The 18,530-nt window shown below is 35.2% G+C and carries 13 protein-coding genes and 1 pseudogene; 8 read left to right on the top strand and 6 right to left on the bottom strand.

Features of this window, described 5'->3' with window-relative positions; translation table 11 throughout:
- The 5 genes and pseudogenes from tnpB to A1232T_RS13325 all read right to left on the bottom strand — a co-directional run.
- The coding region (tnpB, locus tag A1232T_RS13345; RefSeq protein WP_143514014.1) for an IS66 family insertion sequence element accessory protein TnpB at nt 1–189 on the bottom strand (189 nt) is incomplete at its 3' end.
- Nucleotides 186–581 (bottom strand): transposase, encoded by a 396-nt coding sequence (locus A1232T_RS13340; protein ID WP_208606958.1) that lies wholly within the window; start codon nt 579–581, stop codon nt 186–188. The genes tnpB and A1232T_RS13340, both read right to left, overlap by 4 nt.
- Nucleotides 582–853: 272 nt before the next feature.
- Nucleotides 854–2,773 carry a phospholipase D-like domain-containing protein gene (locus A1232T_RS13335; RefSeq protein ID WP_077449826.1) on the bottom strand — a complete coding sequence of 640 codons (1,920 nt, stop codon included), beginning with the start codon at nt 2,771–2,773 and terminating at the stop codon, nt 854–856.
- A gap of 2 nt (nt 2,774–2,775) precedes the next feature.
- A complete protein-coding gene (locus tag A1232T_RS13330; protein WP_077449825.1) occupies nt 2,776–6,375 on the bottom strand; it encodes an AAA domain-containing protein in 3,600 nt (1,199 codons plus the stop codon).
- Nucleotides 6,376–6,419: 44 nt separating this feature from the next.
- Nucleotides 6,420–6,554: pseudogene (locus A1232T_RS13325) on the bottom strand (IS1595 family transposase); the annotation flags it as partial.
- Between the two features lie 263 nt (nt 6,555–6,817).
- Here A1232T_RS13325 and A1232T_RS13320 point away from each other — a divergent pair.
- Nucleotides 6,818–8,980, top strand: a complete 2,163-nt coding sequence (locus A1232T_RS13320) for a KAP family P-loop NTPase fold protein (protein WP_077449824.1) — start codon at nt 6,818–6,820, stop codon at nt 8,978–8,980.
- 68 nt (nt 8,981–9,048) lie between these two features.
- Entirely contained in the window at nt 9,049–9,546 is a 498-nt protein-coding gene (locus A1232T_RS13315) for a hypothetical protein (RefSeq protein ID WP_077449823.1), read from the top strand.
- Nucleotides 9,547–9,593: 47 nt separating this feature from the next.
- Here A1232T_RS13315 and A1232T_RS14190 read toward each other — a convergent pair whose 3' ends face one another.
- Nucleotides 9,594–9,749 (bottom strand): hypothetical protein, encoded by a 156-nt coding sequence (locus tag A1232T_RS14190; protein WP_167367089.1) that lies wholly within the window; start codon nt 9,747–9,749, stop codon nt 9,594–9,596.
- 145 nt (nt 9,750–9,894) lie between these two features.
- On the opposite strand from A1232T_RS14190, the gene A1232T_RS13310 reads away from it, so the two are divergent.
- The 6 genes from A1232T_RS13310 to A1232T_RS13285 all read left to right on the top strand — a co-directional run bounded on the left by A1232T_RS13310 (nt 9,895) and on the right by A1232T_RS13285 (nt 18,434).
- Nucleotides 9,895–12,672: a DNA methyltransferase gene (locus A1232T_RS13310; RefSeq protein WP_077449822.1), complete on the top strand. Its 2,778-nt coding sequence runs from the start codon at nt 9,895–9,897 to the stop codon at nt 12,670–12,672.
- A 56-nt stretch (nt 12,673–12,728) separates the two neighbouring features.
- Complete coding sequence (locus A1232T_RS13305) at nt 12,729–13,346, top strand: hypothetical protein (protein ID WP_077449821.1); 618 nt, start codon at nt 12,729–12,731, stop codon at nt 13,344–13,346.
- An 83-nt stretch (nt 13,347–13,429) separates the two neighbouring features.
- Nucleotides 13,430–15,631 carry a DEAD/DEAH box helicase gene (locus A1232T_RS13300; RefSeq protein ID WP_077449828.1) on the top strand — a complete coding sequence of 734 codons (2,202 nt, stop codon included), beginning with the start codon at nt 13,430–13,432 and terminating at the stop codon, nt 15,629–15,631.
- A complete protein-coding gene (locus A1232T_RS13295) occupies nt 15,585–16,967 on the top strand; it encodes a GIY-YIG nuclease family protein (protein ID WP_077449820.1) in 1,383 nt (460 codons plus the stop codon). The genes A1232T_RS13300 and A1232T_RS13295 overlap by 47 nt, the downstream gene beginning before the upstream one ends.
- A gap of 320 nt (nt 16,968–17,287) precedes the next feature.
- The gene (locus A1232T_RS13290; RefSeq protein ID WP_077449819.1) at nt 17,288–18,136 is read left to right on the top strand and encodes a hypothetical protein; all 849 of its coding nucleotides are present in this window, start codon (nt 17,288–17,290) and stop codon (nt 18,134–18,136) included.
- Between the two features lie 109 nt (nt 18,137–18,245).
- Nucleotides 18,246–18,434: a helix-turn-helix transcriptional regulator gene (locus A1232T_RS13285; RefSeq protein WP_077449818.1), complete on the top strand. Its 189-nt coding sequence runs from the start codon at nt 18,246–18,248 to the stop codon at nt 18,432–18,434.
- Nucleotides 18,435–18,530 lie beyond the last annotated feature (96 nt).

Here is an 18,530-nt window from a genome sequence, read left to right as displayed (position 1 = left end):
ACAAAGCCATACCCCAAGCCCATCATGAATGAATACTTTTAGGCGTGTGCCTGCTTTGTTGTAAAACAGGTAGGCACAGTGAGGGCGAATGCTTTGGTGTTCGGTGATGATGTGGGCCAGTAGTTTGCCACTACCACATCGCATGTCCATAGGCGTGGTGGATAGCCAGATGTGAGTGATGGGTATCATTGCAGCCCTCGTAGTAGGTCAATCAAACTTTGAGTGTCTATTTGGCTAATGTTGAGGCTTATCGTCCCAGATGCTCGAGCTGTGATTTGCAGTTTGATGTTCTTTATGACGGAGGCTGAGCGTAAATGCGCACCTTCAGGCTCAAGATGGATTGGGATAAAGTGCGGGTTTGGATCATGAGACCTGTTTATAGCACCAGGTAATGTATCAGCTTGAGCATGGGCGCGCTGATACTGGCGTTTCCAGTTATGCAGAAGGTTTTGGTTAATGCCATGCTCTCGAGCGATACTGGCAATTGATTGACCTGAGTCTGTCGCTTCTTTTACTAAAAACGCTTTAAACTCAGCGCTGTAAGTTCTGCGTTTGGGTTTATTAGGGGGTTGTGTTGTCATGTTAGTGTCCACGATTATTTGTTCGTGGACACTATCTCGCATTTTTTAATAGAAAAAAAGATGGGATGGTCGGATGCTTACATTTCAAAGCCTCTTCAATTGCTTATTTAGACTATACACAAGTGTTATAAAAAAATAGAAATTATAAAAAAACCGCTCAACCCTTGTATCAACAAGAGTTAGGCGGTTTTTTACTATTCTAAATATTCTTAGGTAGCAGGCTCAAACTTGGGGTTTGGGGTTTGTTAGGTGAATTGGTTAAACTGGGGGTTTTAAGGTTTAAATTTATTTATAAATTCTGCCACTACATTGGGGCCATTTATATGTACACCTATCTCATGGTATTTATCATCCTGGTTTTCAGATGCATTAGAAGAAAGCCAGTTTAAACTAGTTATAAGTATGTCATTATCATCCCAAGCTAGTACCTTAGCATGGTGCTTCGGCTTGTGAGGTGACTGTCTAAGTTTAATCGGCTCTTCAAGACCGTCCAGACTTTTCATAGTCTCGTTTATTTCCTCATGACTTATATGGTCAGATCTTTTCGAATAAAATAGAAATTTCTTAGCGGTGGAGTTCTTTAACGCATCGTAGATAGGTCTTTCAGGCGTACTATTTATAAAATCGCTTGTAATATAAATTATCTTAGTAGCTTCATTACAAGCGACATCAATATAATAGTAGTGTTGGTTTTTGAGAACCAAACTAACAGTAAACTTATCTTCTTGAAGATTTCTAACCTCTTGAGGTGAATTTCTTTTTGTAAAGCATTTATACTGATTTGCATAACTATTAATTTCTTTTTTTGTAGAACTATTTACATAGTTATTACCCATAGATATATTCGCTGCTATCCTTAAATATGACCTTACCAACTGATCATCGTAAATAGCTACAGACGCCTCAAATCTATTAAACCTTGAATACAGAAAATTGCACGAACTGACCATTACACAAGCTCCTCTATTAGCTGAGTCAGCTATGATAAACTTTGCGTGAGATTCTGTTCTTCTGAATTGATTGTAATCGACGATGCCCATTATACCCTCACGTCTACAACTATCATTAAATTCACTTAAAAGATTTTTCACCTTATTGTCTTCCGCATGAGATTTTTCATAGTCGTCATCATCGCTATCAAGACTAGTTTTTCCCCATAAAATATATACTGCTACCTCTCTTTTTAATGCTTCTCTTATAGCCTCAAAATATTCGGAATATTGTTCATCTTCACTATTTTTTCTCTTGATACACCAAGAGCCGATAAAAGTTGAATGAATAATTAGATAATTTTGAGCAGTATTAATTAACTCTAAAAATTTAATTTCCGTCTCTTGACCTCCATATATAAAATCTACCTGATTTCGGTTCAAGGTAATACTAGTTGTAGAAGGTACGTTTTTTTCTACCTCTGGCATGACAACTTGGGTGCTCTTACTATCACTTATGCTAGGTGGACGAGTAGACTCAATTATTTTTATCAGTGAGTTATTTAGATCGCTATACAAACTATCTTTAATTATCTTAGATTTATTTTCAGGTGTGTATATCATTTCTACTAATAAGTACTTTTTATCAGTTAGTTGACCAATATTTAAATCTTCTATCTTAGAAATACTCTCGTTTTGATTGCCCGCAACCTTTTCGATTTTTTCATAGTCTGGGTATACCTTATCATTCAACAGAGGTAGTTCTACAAACTCTTGTTTCTCATTACTTTTGATCTCTTTATATCGCACATAAGCTATAGTTTGTACGCTACTTTTATAGAAGTTATAGTAATTGTCTAAAATATCTACATATATTTCTCTTTTACTAATATAGTCGGTAACTTGGCAAGGTAACTCATGATTTTTCCGACTAGCTAAATAAGCACTTTTTCCATTGTCAGTGATTTTTAACAAAAACTCATGGTTGAAATTAATTATTTCTACCCAACCAAGATCACTCATAGGTAATACAATCTGAAGAATAATTTGTTTTCTAAGATTAGATTTTTTGCTAAGTTCACTTAGTGTCCTTTCCTGATGATATAACTCTTTTAAGAACAAATAGTCTACGATAGACCAGCCTATTTTTTTGCTAATACTAAAAAGATAACTATTGCTCAAGAACGGTACAGCAACCGTATATTTTATAGACTTAGCTTTTTCGTTAGCTTTTTTCTTTCTATTATTAACCTTTTTACTCATAGTTAAACCTTTAGAAATTTAGTAGATGATACGAAATTGACGTTCTTAAAATTCTTTTTATCCACTTCAATGGAAGAATCTCTCATAGTTTCGTAATCTAAGATGCAGTAATCTACTAATCTATCCAAGAACTCTTTATTCTCGAAGGTCATACCATTTCGTGAATTTAACGCATCTTGACTTGATATTTCTTGCCAACGCTTAAACAAACCAAAACAGCCAACGATTATCAGCTTATACTTGGCTCTACTTAATAGTACATTCATCCTTCTCATATCTGATAAAAATCCAAGAGCTGAACTGATAGGTGTGAAACTATTGTGACGGACCATGCTTATAATAATGACATCAGCTTCATTACCTTGGAAAGAATCAACAGTTGAAGCCAGATTTCCATCCGTACCAATAGAAAAACAAGAATCGATATCTTTTATATTAATTTGTTTGTTGATTCTAGATACTTGCTTAGAGTATGGGCTCAAAACTCTTATTGAATATACATTACTGTCGTCTGTAGTTATTTTAGAAAGTAACTCTCTTACTACCTCAATTTCTTTTTCATTAACATAAGAGTTTTCAAATCTTTCTATACCTAACTGGCTTTGCTTATCGGGTATATCGACCCATAAGATTGATTTATCCGAATTAAGGCCTTCTAATAGTGAGTCTTTAAAATAAAAAGGTTTAAAGTTATTAAAGTGTTGAACTTTCTCTGGATGACTATTTAACGTGTTGTCATAAACAGTCGTCGAGACAATATTTGCTATGTCGGGGTGCATTCTATGTTGTATGTTAAGTATGTTTCCAAAACTTTCTTGTCCTTTGTTTCGAATGGCCTCTGCATCTTTGCTCAAACTTTGAAATAATGAAAAATAACGTCTCATGTTTCTAAGTACTATTAATTTATTTTCATGATCCATATGTCTCTTTAACCCCATCTCATCACTTACATTATTTCTTAGACCACTTGCTTCTAAAACCTCCAAAACTAAAGACAAATCCAAAACAGTTGGGTTATTGATGATTTTCTCGATCGTAGGCTCTGCAAATGCTGGTAACTGCTTATAATCACCAATCATTACCCTCTTATTAGATGCCATCATTGGTGAAATAAGTTCCAGACCTGTTGCTTTAGCTGCTTCTTCAAGAATGGAAACGTCAAAATTTATATTCTCTTGAACAATATCAGACATTAATCTTGAGTTGGTTGTCGTAAACACTAAATTAGCTGAGCGGAGTATATGTTTAAAAAAATCTCTATCAGGCCTCATGATAAAGTTATTTAACTTATTTCTTATATCTTTGTCTTTGCAGTTAATTTTATACATTTCACTTTCTTGGAATTTTTCTATAAAAGGTAATGTAGTCTCCTTAATAACATTACTGTTATCATCATTAATCTTATCTCCACCCTTAAAATCTCTAATAATAATTAAATCACTAAAAAAATCCGATTTTTGTAGATTTTCTATAATGCTGTCACTTAGCAACTTAACAGTCGAATGAGCCTGTGCCGAAAGTAGTATTTTAGCTATAGGCTCTTCCTCAAATAAATGTTTGACATAATTAGTTATTAGGTATGTTTTACCCACCCCTGGTGGACCTTCTATAAAATAGTTTGGTTGTGTTTTTATTAACGATTCGAATACCTCTTTTTTGGAATCATCAAAATTTTTTAATATGTGATCTACTTCAAAATCTCTCGCTGATATAAAATTACTTTCTGTTGGGTCAGATAAACTTTCAATCAATGAGCCGTAATTCATAAAGGAATTGAAAGATTTTAATTTCCTCTTAATTTGCGCTTGATCACCATCAAGTTCCGAAGGATATATCCGAAAAAGACTATTTTCAAAATCATTTAATTCTAACTCTAACTTATCTTTAGAGAGAAAAATATACTGTCCACCTGTTTTATCAATGAATTGAATTGTCTTGATTTCTTCTCTTTCAATATCCTTAATGGATTTATTTGGCTCTATTATCCAAGTCTCGTCCATTTCGTCTTGTTGAAAGTATCTTTTAAAACGTATAAATGGATCTTTTAGGCTAAGCGCTTTAGATGCTTTTTTATTCTCAGAGTTATCCTCTTGTTTAAATTCTAATGAATAATAAAATCCTTCTATGTCTAAGTTATACTCTTTGAATTCATCTATATTATTAATTCTACTAGCACTTACTATAAACTTATTAGTTTCTATCAAAGTAGCTTCTACTGCTAAAGACAAAAGCAGTCCTTGTAAACAGCTTATTTCATTGTCTGAAAACCGCCTTTCTTTTTTTAATTGTGCAACTTTCAACTCCCAGGAATTCTCTTCACTTAGTTGGTATTTAACATGATCAACATTGGGAGTCTTAACAAAGGTTAGTTTGCCGTGAAATTCTTTTTTCTCCTTGTAGTTTAACCAGTTTGGTACAGGAAAAATTATATCTTTAAGAAAGATAACACTCCAACTAGAAAATCTCGAATCTTTATAATCACTAAAGGCATATAAGCAATTTATGCCTTGAACTAGATACTCATGATCTCTATCATGAAATATTTGGATCTTCTCTATATTTAAGTCTTCTTTAAGAAAATTATATACATCTTCATTTGTCAGTAATTTAGTGGCATTCTCATCATTAGAGGTTTCGTTTAAAAAAAGGCTTATGCCTTTTTTTAATCTTTTAAAATAGAAAGAATCAGCCTTGCCTGCTGTTACATAAAACTTAGGTAGTACTTTAGATTCAAAATTTGCTAAATTATCTATAATTCTTTCAATAGACCCTTCAATAACCCTTATATTTTCTATGTTTTCTGTAAAACCTTGCGAAACTCCATCTCTCAGCTTATTTATAGTGTCAATCTCAAGTTTGGATAGCTTATTTTCACTTGACTCGATATCATCAATATCCATCAAATTTAAAATAAGTGACCCAAGGCACTTCCAATCTTCATGCGTTGTACATACGATACCCTGTTCATTATTTAGGATAGGTATACTTTTAAGTTTATTAAAGTCTAGTGACTTTTCAAAACCACCTAGATAAAACCGTTCATCTTCACCTTTGTTTTCAGAATTATCGAACAATATACTATTGACATTTATGTTCCTATGAATAATATTTTGCTGGTGTAATATTTCAATACCTTTAATAATTCTTAAAATATTTTTCCATAGGAATACACGACTACGTACATCAAAACTCCTCAACTCTAACAGCCAGTGTTGCCGCTTAGTTTTAATACTAAGTCTTCCACCTCTAGATGATGACCTACTAATTTCTTTTTGATCTTCGATAAAATCACACAAATCCCACATTTCATCCTTACTTGGATAAATTAGACAATATGTATTGCCCTCAACAAAGCTATCTTTGATTAGCTCTAAATAACTATTGGCATTGGTTACTGATTTTAGCTTACCTAGCTGGCGAGACTCGTTGAGCCAAATCTCTTTAACAAACTCATTTTGTAGCTCTTGTTTAGGTCTCCACGCTTTTAACTTGTAACCTTTATTCTCATATTCATTAACAAAATACCAGATCTCTATAAAATAGTGCTCTCGTTCTTCTTCGAGTAACTTTTCTTTCTGAGGAAATGCATTTAAAAAGTCCATTTGTATCCTTAATTTATAATGAGCTTTAAGACTGTCCTAGATAACTAGTTCAAACCCTGTTTAACCCATTGTTTTAATTGTAATAATTGCGACTTTGGGTCACTGTGATTAAAACGCCACTCACATTCTTTCAAATAGAGGTGAAAATGCTCTTTTGAAAAACCGTTAAACTTACGTAAAAAAGTTAGTCAATTAATACTGCTAAATAACAAATATAACAAAATCTAAAGGTGATCGGTAAGGCTTTAAATACTGTACGACACTGTTTGTCGCAACATTTCAAAGGCATCTTAGAAAATGCTCAAAATCCTTATATTAAATTAACCCCGATACCCTATAAGCACCCTTAGAATTTATGATACATTAACAGTCATCTCATGGGTTGTTAGTCATCCCAGCCAACTGAATCTGATTATCCCTACTTATAAACTAAAGAGTAAAAATGACTAATACTAATTATTCATCAGATGCCCCCGTTCATAATAAAGAAAGTGATTTGTTTGGAAGATGGCATTTTTCCGAAAGAGTTGCTCAAGTCATTGCTCGCAGAAGCGATCCAAGTAGCATTGTCATTGGTCTATATGGTAAATGGGGTGATGGTAAAACCTCTGTTTTAAACTTTATTGAGTCTTCTCTAGAATCAAATGACAATGTCATCTGTATTAAGTTTAATCCTTGGCGATTTGGGACAGAAGAACAGTTATTAATGGAGTTTTTTAATAGTATTGCAGAAGCATTAGATTCAAAGTTAGAAACCCGTGAAGATAAACTAAAAGACACCTTTAAGAAAGTAATGAAACCAATAGCCTCTGTTACCAAAGGTACAAGTGTGGTATCCGAAGTTGTCGACTCCTTTATCTCGCTACCTGATATTAATGAATTTAAAAAAAGAACAGAGCAGTTATTAGAAGATAACAAGAAACGAGTTCTAATTTTGATTGATGACGTTGATAGGTTAGATAAATATGAAATTCATGCATTATTTAGATTAGTTAAGCTCACCGCAGATTTTAAATATACGTCCTATGTTTTAGCCTTTGACAAGCACATTATTGCATCATCATTACAGGATAGGTACTCAACTGCCGATACAAGTTCAGGTGAGGCTTTCCTTGAGAAAATCATTCAAATACCTTTAAACTTACCTTTAGTTGAACAAGAAACTTTACGACAATTTTGTTTTGATGGAATTAATGAAGCTTTAAAAATCGCAGAGATTAATTTAGAGCAAGAAGAGGTACGAAGGTTCGTACAGGCTTATAATTCTGCGTTTGATAATTATTTAGATACACCTAGAAAAGCCAAGTTATATGGCAATATATTGATGTTTTCTTTGCCTATTCTGAAAGGGGAAGTGAACACCGTTGACCTAATGTTGATAGAAGGTATAAGAGTATTTTACCCTGAGCTATATAAAGTTATAAGGAATAATGAGTCTTCATTTACTGGCTCTTTTTCTAGTAGTTATCCTAAAAGCAATGAACTAGAAAAAGAACAAACAAAAAATTTGATTGCGGGTGCATTAGGAGAAGTTGAGTCTTCTAAGAAAAAAGGATTAATAGACCTGTTAAATGATTTATTTCCTAAACTTCAATCTGTTTATGGCAATATGGGCTTCGGTGCAGATTACTATCAAATTTGGAATAAAGAACAAAGAATTTGTTCTAGTAATTATTTTGCACGATATTTTACTTATTCTGTATCAAAGAATGATATACCAGATCTTGAAATAAAAGAAATTTTAGAAAAGTTAACTCATTGGGACTGCTCATACGACTCAAATTCTTTAACAGGAATATTAAAAAATAGGAAACCAGACACTTTAATCACAAAGCTACGCAGCAAATATGATGACATTCACGTACAAACAGCTAAGAATCTAGCTATTGCACTATGTCAGGTAAGCGCACAGTTCACAAAACTAGAAGGTGCAATGTGGAATGATTCCTTTACACAATCAGCAATGTTATTGTCTGACTTATTCCAAGTTGTTAAAGAAGATGGTCGAGTTGCAGTTATAAAGCAAAGCTTGGATACCATTACTGATTTAGAGTATAAGATTGAGGTGTTTAAATGGCTAAGACATGAGAAAGCAGACAATCCTGTTGACAACAGTCTTACTTCCGAACAAATGGATGAAATTGGCAAGTTTTTAGCAGAGCAAATAGTCGCAGTTATAGATAGTTTAGATACAAATTGTATAGAAGTTTCATTTGCTAAGTTCTTATGGATTATTGAAAAATATTATAACTCTAGTTACATAGAAAGTTTTTTAAGCAACAGAATAAATGATAGATATTTTATATTAAGGTTATTAAAAGATTTCACACCTACTTGGACAGCAATGGAGTCAGGTAAATCTGGTAAAGGAGACTTCGCACAAGAGCAGTATTCATCTTTAACTAAGTATATTGATGCTTCTGTTATAAACGATGCTATTAGTCACGTTTTCGCAGATGAACTAGTTATACCTGATAATTATCCGACAAAAGATGATAACAGTAATGACGACCCGCTAGTCTATGTAAAACAGTTTAAATGGCTGTATCGCAATGAACTATCGAGTAAAGGTAAACAATTAGACTCTGATTCGGATGGCGGTTAAAAATACAGGAACATTAACGATTCAACGTCATAATCTAAGTGTTTAAGCCACATTATCGCCCTTTGAAAATGGGATTAAAGTTACTTCACACCTCACTGCCCAAACTTGGTTTAATAGTTCAAGGACAACTAGAATCAGCTGAAAAAGAGGTCTTTTTAGATGCTCATGGTTGGCAGCTATTAGATTACTCTGCGAAGCTATCTTATAAGCCTACTGAACTTACGAAAAGCTTTGTGGTGGATATAGAGGACAGAAAAGTCAGCTCTAGTTTTACCGACAATGAAGATACCCTAAATCTCAACTTAGCACATACTGAGATTAATCAAGATGAGTTTATAGGCTGGCTAGACCAAGAATGTCGTCAGAGTGATGTCATTCAAAGCGCTATGATTGGCTTCTTAGCGAAAATTATTAATAATCTATTCCAAAATTCTAAACTGACCTTGACTACACTCATAAGCAATAAATACCCTCTAGCTAATGCAATTCAAGCTTTAATACAAACCTATCGTAAGCAAGCTTCGACACAGTACTGCATACGAAAAGCTGCAGCCAGCTGGTCATGAAACCATTGCACAGTCCTATGATCAAACTTATCAAGTTTGTTGCGTAATTAACTAAACTCATTATGAATACCAAGAACTTGCTCAGCATGACGATGCTTAGACACAGCAAAACGCATAATGACTCCTAGAGCACGACTATAGCAGTCGTGTTGAATCCAGTCAATCCGTTCCGAATCTCCTACAAACTCAGTACTTACAATCATATTTAAGTTTCCATATAAAATAGAAATATCCACACTATTAGTGATAATATGTTATTAACCATATAGTTGTACCCAAACTTAACCTACATACTTAATATAGCAATTAAATATATATCCGTATACAGAAATACTAATAGAGATAACGATGGCATTTAACCAAACTCAACTTTTTGAAGATTTAGAAAAACTAACAAAAAAGACTTTAGAAAAAAACAAACAACAAGACTTCATCTTCGAATTTTTGCGTTTGTTAGATGTGTCAAAGTCGACCATTACTTCTCTTAAAAAAAACGATAGCCGTTTTAATGTAGCTGCAAATCCAGAAGCTGGCGAGGTAGCAAATAAGCATCGTATCTATTTTAAGCCTATAGAAGCAGGTGAAGATCTTGCAAAAGCTTTGGCCGAGCTTAAGCAAAGTCCGATTATCAATCAGCATAAGATACGCATGATTATGGTCACTGACTTTGATACGGTGCTAATTAACGATACCAAATTTGATGAAACACTCGATTGTGATTTCACTGATCTATACCGCAACTACCACTTCTTATTGCCACTAGCCGGCCTAGAGCGTGCTCGGGAATTTACAGAGCACCCGGCTGATGTGCAAGCTTCAGAGAAGATGGGGCGCTTATTTGACCATATCCGTAAGCATAATGAGTTCAACACAGCTGATGACCTACACGCTTTAAACGTATTTCTAACTCGCTTGCTGTTTTGTTTTTATGCTGAAGATACGGGTATCTTTAAACCTAAACAGTTTCACGACTTAATTGATGGCTCGACTCAGATAGATGGTAGTGATATCGACACCCTTCTATTTCAGTTATTTGAAGTCTTAGACTTACCTGATTCCAGTCCAGAACGTAAAAACAAGCCCACTCACCTAGCCGCTTTCCCTTACGTTAACGGCAGCTTGTTCAAAGACTCTTTTGCAATCCCAAAATTTAATGCGCGTACTCGCCGTATTTTGCTTGAGTGTGCACGTTTAAGCTGGGCGAAGATTAACCCAGACATCTTCGGCTCGATGTTCCAAGCGGTAATTGATCCTGAACAGCGCGGTAGCTTGGGTCAGCATTACACCAGTGTTAGCAATATTATGAAGGTGATACAGCCGCTCTTTTTAGATGAGCTTCGGGATGAACTAGAGGCTGTTAAAGCTTTAAGTAATGAAAATCGTCATAAAAATAATAAAGCCGAGCGTTTAGATGCCCTACTCAACCGTATTAGTAATATCAAGGTATTTGATCCAGCTTGTGGTAGCGGTAACTTCTTAATTATTGCCTATAAAGAGCTGCGTCAGCTCGAAATTGAAATTTTAAAAGCACAGCGTGAACTGTTATCTAGTGCTAAAGACAACCTGTTAGGTTTAGGTTTCGACAGTGTGGTCAGCTTAAACAACCTGTACGGTATTGAGTATGACGACTTTGCCAGTCAGATTGCTCGTTTGTCATTATGGCTAACAGAACACCAAATGAACGTACTATTTGAGCAAGAGTTTGGTGCTTCACAGCCTATGCTACCGCTGAAAGACAGTGGTCATATTGTGCATAGTAATAGCTTGCGTATTGACTGGAATGAATTTTGCCCTAATAACGGTTCTGATGAAATTTATATCATTGGTAATCCACCGTTTGGAGGCTCAGTCAATCGTACCAACGAACAAACGCAAGATATGACTATCGTCTTTAAAGAGTTTAAGAAGTTTAAGTTTTTAGATTACGTTACTTCATGGTTCTGGAAAGGGGCAAAATATATAGCCGGCACTAATTCAGAGTTAGCTTTGGTATCTACCAATTCAATTGCTCAGGGTGAGCAAGTTGCGATGTTATTCCCCTATATATTCGACCTTGGCATCAACATACACTTTGCCTATCAAACGTTCCCTTGGCGTAATAACGCTAAAAACAATGCTGCCGTGCATGTCATTATTGTTGGGTTATCCACCAAGGAATACAGAAATAGACCTATTTACAAGCTTATTGATAAATCATGGCATACCGAAAGCGTCTTAAATATTAGTCCGTATTTAATTTTTGGTTCAAACATCGCCGTAGAAAGTCGATACAATCCTATCCATAATGGCAAAAAAATGGTTTATGGTAATAAACCCCTGGATGGAGGGAATTTATTATTATCGACTGAAGAAAAAGATCACATCATTAAGCATGAGCCAAAATCTAAAGAATGGATAAAAAAGATTTTAGGGTCTAGTGAGTTTCTAAATGGTAAAGAGAGATGGTGTTTATGGCTAGTTGATATCAATCAAGACGAACTGAATGATATGCCATTAGTAAAAGAAAGAGTAGAAAATGTGAAAGAAATGCGTCTTGCAAGTAGAGATAAAGGGGCAAATAAACTAGCTGAAAGACCTCACGAATTTAGAGATATAAGAAACCCAGATAGTTTTTTATTGATTCCTAGCGTTTCATCTGAGCGCCGAAACTACATACCTATTGGTTTTTTTGATAGTCAAACCATCTCTACTAATGCAAACCATATAATACCAGAAGCTACTTTATATGATTTTGGGTTACTCACTTCGATAAATCATAATGACTGGATGAGATTAGTCGCTGGTCGATTAAAAAGTGATTATAGATATTCTAGCACTATCGTCTATAACACCTTCCCCTTCCCTGATGCTACAGAAGAGCAAAAGAAGCATATCGAAAGCTTAGCTGAAGAAGTTTTATTGGCACGTGCGGATAATGTAGGCATGACACTGGCCGAGTTATATGACCCAGACAAGATGCCGGATAACTTGAAACAGGCTCATGCCAATCTTGATGATGCAGTAGATAAGTTATACCGCCCACAAGGCTTTAACAATACTGAAGAACGTCTAGCACATCTGTTGGCACGTTATGAACAGCTTGTTGAAGCGGAAAATCAAAGTAAGAGTAAAAAGAAAAGTAAATAGCGCCAATCAATAATTGTGCAAAGCAATACCAATCACCTTATACAGACAGCTCTATTATGATTTCCAAAATTTTACCCAGTGTAGCCTTTGCCGCCCTACTCGCGTTATCTGTAGGTCAAGCTACTGCTGCATCACCAAGCGAGCTCATTTCGCTGCAAGGTGACAATGGCCAAGACCTTCCTTTAGGCGATATGTTTATATTGTTTGCTTGGATGGAAGATGGCTGTGTCGGAGATGGTTTCATTTATGATTCTATCAAAGAACACAATACTAAATTCATTAATAGAACGATGAAAATGAAGATGCTTGCAGAACCTAATGAAAATGACGAGATTTATGAGTTTTTTATAACTCCAAGATCTCAATGGGCTCCAGGTTTTAGTCCCTTAATGAAGGATGTAAGTATTCATACCAATCATGAATATACCGAATATCATATTAAATTTGCTGACGGTGTCAAATATCGTGAACAACCTATAAAAGAATATCATTATAAGTTTAGACCAGAGTCAGAAGGGGGTGCACACGTGCTTAAGTTTGCTAAAAATGCAAACATGCAAAGTGTTTTGAAACACTTTAAGACACGTCAGACACTAGACTACGTAACTGGTGAAATGTTTGACCAAAAAGCTGAATTTGATCGAAATAATAATACGTTGACCTGTTATTACTGATGTCACACTATCGTTTGAATAAATGAGTTGTAAATTTACAATGCTACATGTTTAAAACCATTTCTACCTATAACGAAAATACTATGACTGCACCTGTTAACATCTTAAACCAAACCTATGCACGTACCGGCCAAAGTAAAAAGAACAACGAGCTAGGTATGCGCGAAATGCAAGCTCGTGCCTTTGAGAAGCGAGACAGTCAATACTTACTTATCAAGTCGCCTCCAGCCTCTGGTAAATCACGTGCGATGATGTTTTTGGCCTTAGATAAGTTAATCAATCAAGGTATTAAAAAAGTCATTATCACTGTGCCAGAGATGAGTATTGGTAAATCATTTCGATCAACCCCTTTAAGTGATTTTGGATTTTTTGCAGATTGGGAGGTTGCAGATCGTTATAACTTATGTCTTAACCTCGCCCAAAGCGATTTTCGTAAGACAGAAATATTTTCAGAATTTATTACTCAAGACCTAGATTCAAGTGAGCTGCCTCAAATTTTGGTCTGTACCCATCATAGCTTTCGATATGGCTTTGATAAAGTGATAGAAGATGGTGGAAGTATTGATCTGTTCAACGATGTGCTTATCGGTATCGATGAGTTTCACCATGTATCAGCCGATGAATCCAACCGTTTAGGTGCTATCCTCGATAGCATTATGAACAGGACAAATGCACATATCGTTGCAATGACTGGATCGTATTTCCGTGGTGACTCTATACCTATCTTGTCAGATAAGGATGAAGAAAAGTTTGATAAAGTTACCTATACCTATTACGAGCAGCTCAACGGTTATGAGCATTTAAAGTCATTAGGACTTGGTTATCACTTTTATAAAAAATCTTTCTTTGATGCTTTAGATGAGTGCCTAGACACCACTAAAAAGACTATTATTCACATACCCAATGTGAATAGTTTGACTGCTGAAACCGATAAATATGAAACTGTAGGTCGCATTATTGATGTTATCGGGGATCCTATCAGCCGTGACGATAATAGCGGAGTGATAACGGTACGCACTAAAGATGGTAGACAAGTATTGGTCGCTGATTTAGTCACTGATGATGCGATTCGGGTTAATACGCAAGCTTATCTTGCTAATATAACCTCACCTGATGAGATGGATATTATTATTGCTCTTGGAATGGCCAAAGAAGGTTTTGACTGGGAGTATTGTGAGCATGTACTAACTATTGGCTATCGTGGCTCTTTAACTGAAGTGGTGCAGATTATTGGACGGGCTACAAGAGACAGTAAAGGTAAAGAGCATGCGCAATTTACGAACCTAATAGCTGAACCAGAAGCAGATAAATCAGAGGTGACAAGTTCAGTAAATGACTTGTTAAAGGCCATCACTCTATCACTACTTATGGAGCAAGTATTAAAGCCAAATATCAACTTCAAACGTCGCAGTGAAATTGATTTACTGGGCACAGCTGATTTACCACCTGGTACAGTGGTTATTGATGACACCGAAAACCCACCTAGCGATCGAGTCATGGAGATCCTCAATCAAGAAAAAGATGAGTTATTAGCACAGCTATATCAAAACGTTGATAATAGTAAAAAGTATATAGCAGCTGAGAATAACTACACTGAGGCAGAAGCCGTGTCAGATAACGTTATCCCTCGCGTGATTCGCAGCAAGTACCCTGCCCTAGATAGTAATGAGGTTCGCCAAGTACAAGAAGGCCTTATGCAATATATGGCGATAAATAGACAAGGCGGTATTGTAGAAGGTAAAGACATTCCAGACGATGCGCCTATTGAAAATGAGCGTTTATTTATAAAAAAAGGTAGCGAATACGTTGATGTCTCTAGTTTAGATGAGAGAGAAAAAAATAAACTTAAACCGGAAGATATTATAAAAGATCGTCACCTACCGCCTGATGCCAAAATTTATGACCCTAAAACTAATTCAAGCCATATCAATGAAACCAACCCTAGCAATAGCTTTGTAAAAGTCGGCAGTAAATTCGTTAACGTCAATAACTTGCCTATTGATCTGGTAAAGTCAATTAACCCCTTCCATGATGCTTATGAAGTACTTTCTAGAACGGTAGATAAAGAGGTTTTAAAAACCATCAATGATGGGGTGCATGCTAGCCGTTCAACCGTGACAGAAGAAGAAGCAATCATCATGTGGCCTAAAATCTCTGCTTTTATAAAATCCAAAGGCAGACAACCTAATTTCAATTCCTCTGATGATATTGAGCGACGTATGGCTGAAGTAGTCGCCTATGTCCGAAACCAAAAAGCAAAACGAGACGCTTCATATCATGATTAAACTTGATGAAATCTATCAAAGTCGCGAGTTTAAATCACTTGATGACATTTTTGCTAATGATAGTACAGGCTTACTCGATGATGTAAAACCTATTACTAAAAAAACTAGCGGCGAAAATACGCTTCTAATTCAACAATTCTCAGAGATTAATAGTTTCGTTGAGACGCATGGTCGTGAGCCTAGCTCAGACGCTAGTGACTTTAATGAAAAAGTGCTGGCTCGTCATTTAAAAGCTATTCGCAATAATGAGTTATATGTTTCAGAGCTTAATACAATAGATAAACATGGGCTACTGTCTAAAAGTGACTCATCAAAATCTGAGCAGAATGCTAACCCTCAGCAATCCACCAATGATAAGACTCAAACTACTCAAAGCATTAAAAACGAAGACAGTATTGAGAGTAATCAACAAAGTGATAAAGATAGCCCAACTTCAATAAATAGCTTAGATGATATTTTTTCTAGCGATGATTTAGGATTATTCGACGATATTGCATCAGATATTTTGGTCAAAGATAATAAAACTGGTACGCGAGCCAGCTATAACCAATTTGATGATGAAGAGATAGCCAGTCGCTTTGAGTGTGAGGACTTTTATAAGTTTGAGCCAATATTTGAACGCATCTATCATGCCATTCAGACAACAGAATTTACTAAGTCAAACTTTTCTTCAGTAAACGATATTAATATCGGTAGTGTCTTTGTCTTAAATGGCATGCTTTGCTACGTCGCTGATATCTATAAAGCTGAAAACCGTAAGAATGAACGTAACCAATATCGTTTAAGACTAATCTTTGCCAATGGCACCGAATCAAACATGCTCATTCGCTCATTAGCCACAGCTCAATACAAATATGAAAATAGCTATCAGCTACTAATAACTGATCCAGAATGGATGAATGATGAGCTTGCTAGAAGCTTTGGAGATAATAAACACCTATCAGGGGTTATTTATGTTGCCAAACTAATAGAGACACCCAACAACTTAAAGCATTATAACCATTTGCATAAAATAGGCTTTTCTACCCTCACCGGTGAAATGCGCACTAAACACTCGATTAGAGACACCGCATTCTTACAACAGCCCGTCGACATCATCGCTGAATGGCAAGTCTATGATGCTGATGCCCGAAAGGTCGAGAGTGTACTCCATGCATTCTTCTATGATCAAAGAGTTAAAGTCTCAACCAAGTCTCAGGATGAAAAATTGTATAAAGCAACTGAATGGTTTAACGTACCGCTTTCCGAAATTGAAAAGGCTATTCATTTGGTCATATCGGGAGATATAAAACATTATTATTATGATGCCGCTGCTGGCAGAGTTGTTCCTAAGTAAGTTAGGGCAATAATGTATAAATTGATTAGCGCTTATTGAATAGTAAATTTGTTAAGTGTGATTACCTTTAATTCTTATGGTCTCTAAATTACAAGTATGTCCATTTTGATAGTCAATTATGATCTTAGGTTTTTTTCTAAAAATCCCCTTAAAGTTAAACATATTAAGGGATTAGCTGCACATTACTATTAAATAAATTTGTCAGGTGAACTGGTGCATGTTGGGGTTTGAACAGGTTGTTAATTATATTAATTAACCATTAGCCTGTAATTTAGAACTTTCATTTGAAATAATAACTGAGTACCTTTATGGAGAATAAATTGACTGCCCATAGCACTATTACTTCGGAAGATATGTTCGCTATTAATAATATATTAAATGATTACCGTAATTTATCAAACGCTATTGAAGTAATTCTGGGTATGCCAGAAGATATTGGTATAGCTAATAACTTGTATAACCATGAGCAATGTAGCGAGTTACAAAGAAAAAATAACTTAGTATTTTTAGAAGATGCCAAAGCTACATCAGTGCAATATATTCAACAAAGCTTTAGCTTTGATACAGATTACTTTCTTAAAGATATAGATAAATTCTCAAATGGGTATAATGAAAGTGGCTTCGCTGGTAATAAAGATGAGTATGCATTAAATAAATATATAGGCGAGTTATTCAATATAATAGCTATTAACCTGAATGAGATATTGTCTAACTCCTCAGAATTCAATCATATTTTATCAAAATATCCTTCATCTGAGGCCCAAAGATTGAGTTTAAAGTTCCTTGAAGTGTTTCGATTATATGCATTTAAAGAGCTATCTTTTATTGCCTATCACATAAAATCATTCAATATAGCCTTAATGTATCACGACTATGCTATGCAATTATATTTTAGTAGTAGTAAGTCCATCTTTTATGATAGTGCAGACTATTTTAGAAAAATTTCTTCAATACAAGGTGTTAAGGCGGCAAAAGCAAGATGGAGCGATCAAAGAAAATACCGTCAACAAAAAAAGAAAGAGTATTTGAAAATAAAGAAAGATCAAGGATTTAAAAAAAATACTGATGCTGCTAATTATATTATAGAGAATACCAACAGTGAAGAAGAGCTAAATTATGATTACGTTTATAGATTGCTCTGCGAAGCTACTAATGGAAATTTCGATTAAAAATATATTATGCGTGCATAACTATACTATGAACTAACTATGCTGGTTATTATTACTCCATAGCACATAGCCAATCCCGGCATTACTTCTCGTGCTATGGAGTATTATCATGAAATTAAAAGATCGCTATTTGCGAATGTCTGATCTCGCAAATCAGCCAGAGCGTCCTAACAAACCTGCTAGCCATGGCATCACTGGATTTTCAGCTAAGCATCTTTATCATCTAATCAAGCTTGGTAAATTCCCCAAACCAATTAAGCTTGGGCGTGCTAGCCTCTGGCGTGTGTCAGATATTTAGGACTTACGCAACAATCAGTCTAGGCGAGCGCAACTGCTCGCAGAGATAGTCATCCAGCAAGCCATGTTTTAACTGATATACCGTTTTCTTTGTCTG

The organism is Psychrobacter pasteurii (assembly GCF_900162815.1).
Taxonomy (GTDB): Bacteria; Pseudomonadota; Gammaproteobacteria; order Pseudomonadales; family Moraxellaceae; genus Psychrobacter; species Psychrobacter pasteurii.
The sequence above is the reverse complement of the archived record's forward strand: the minus strand, read 5'-3'. Positions and strand labels throughout refer to the sequence as shown.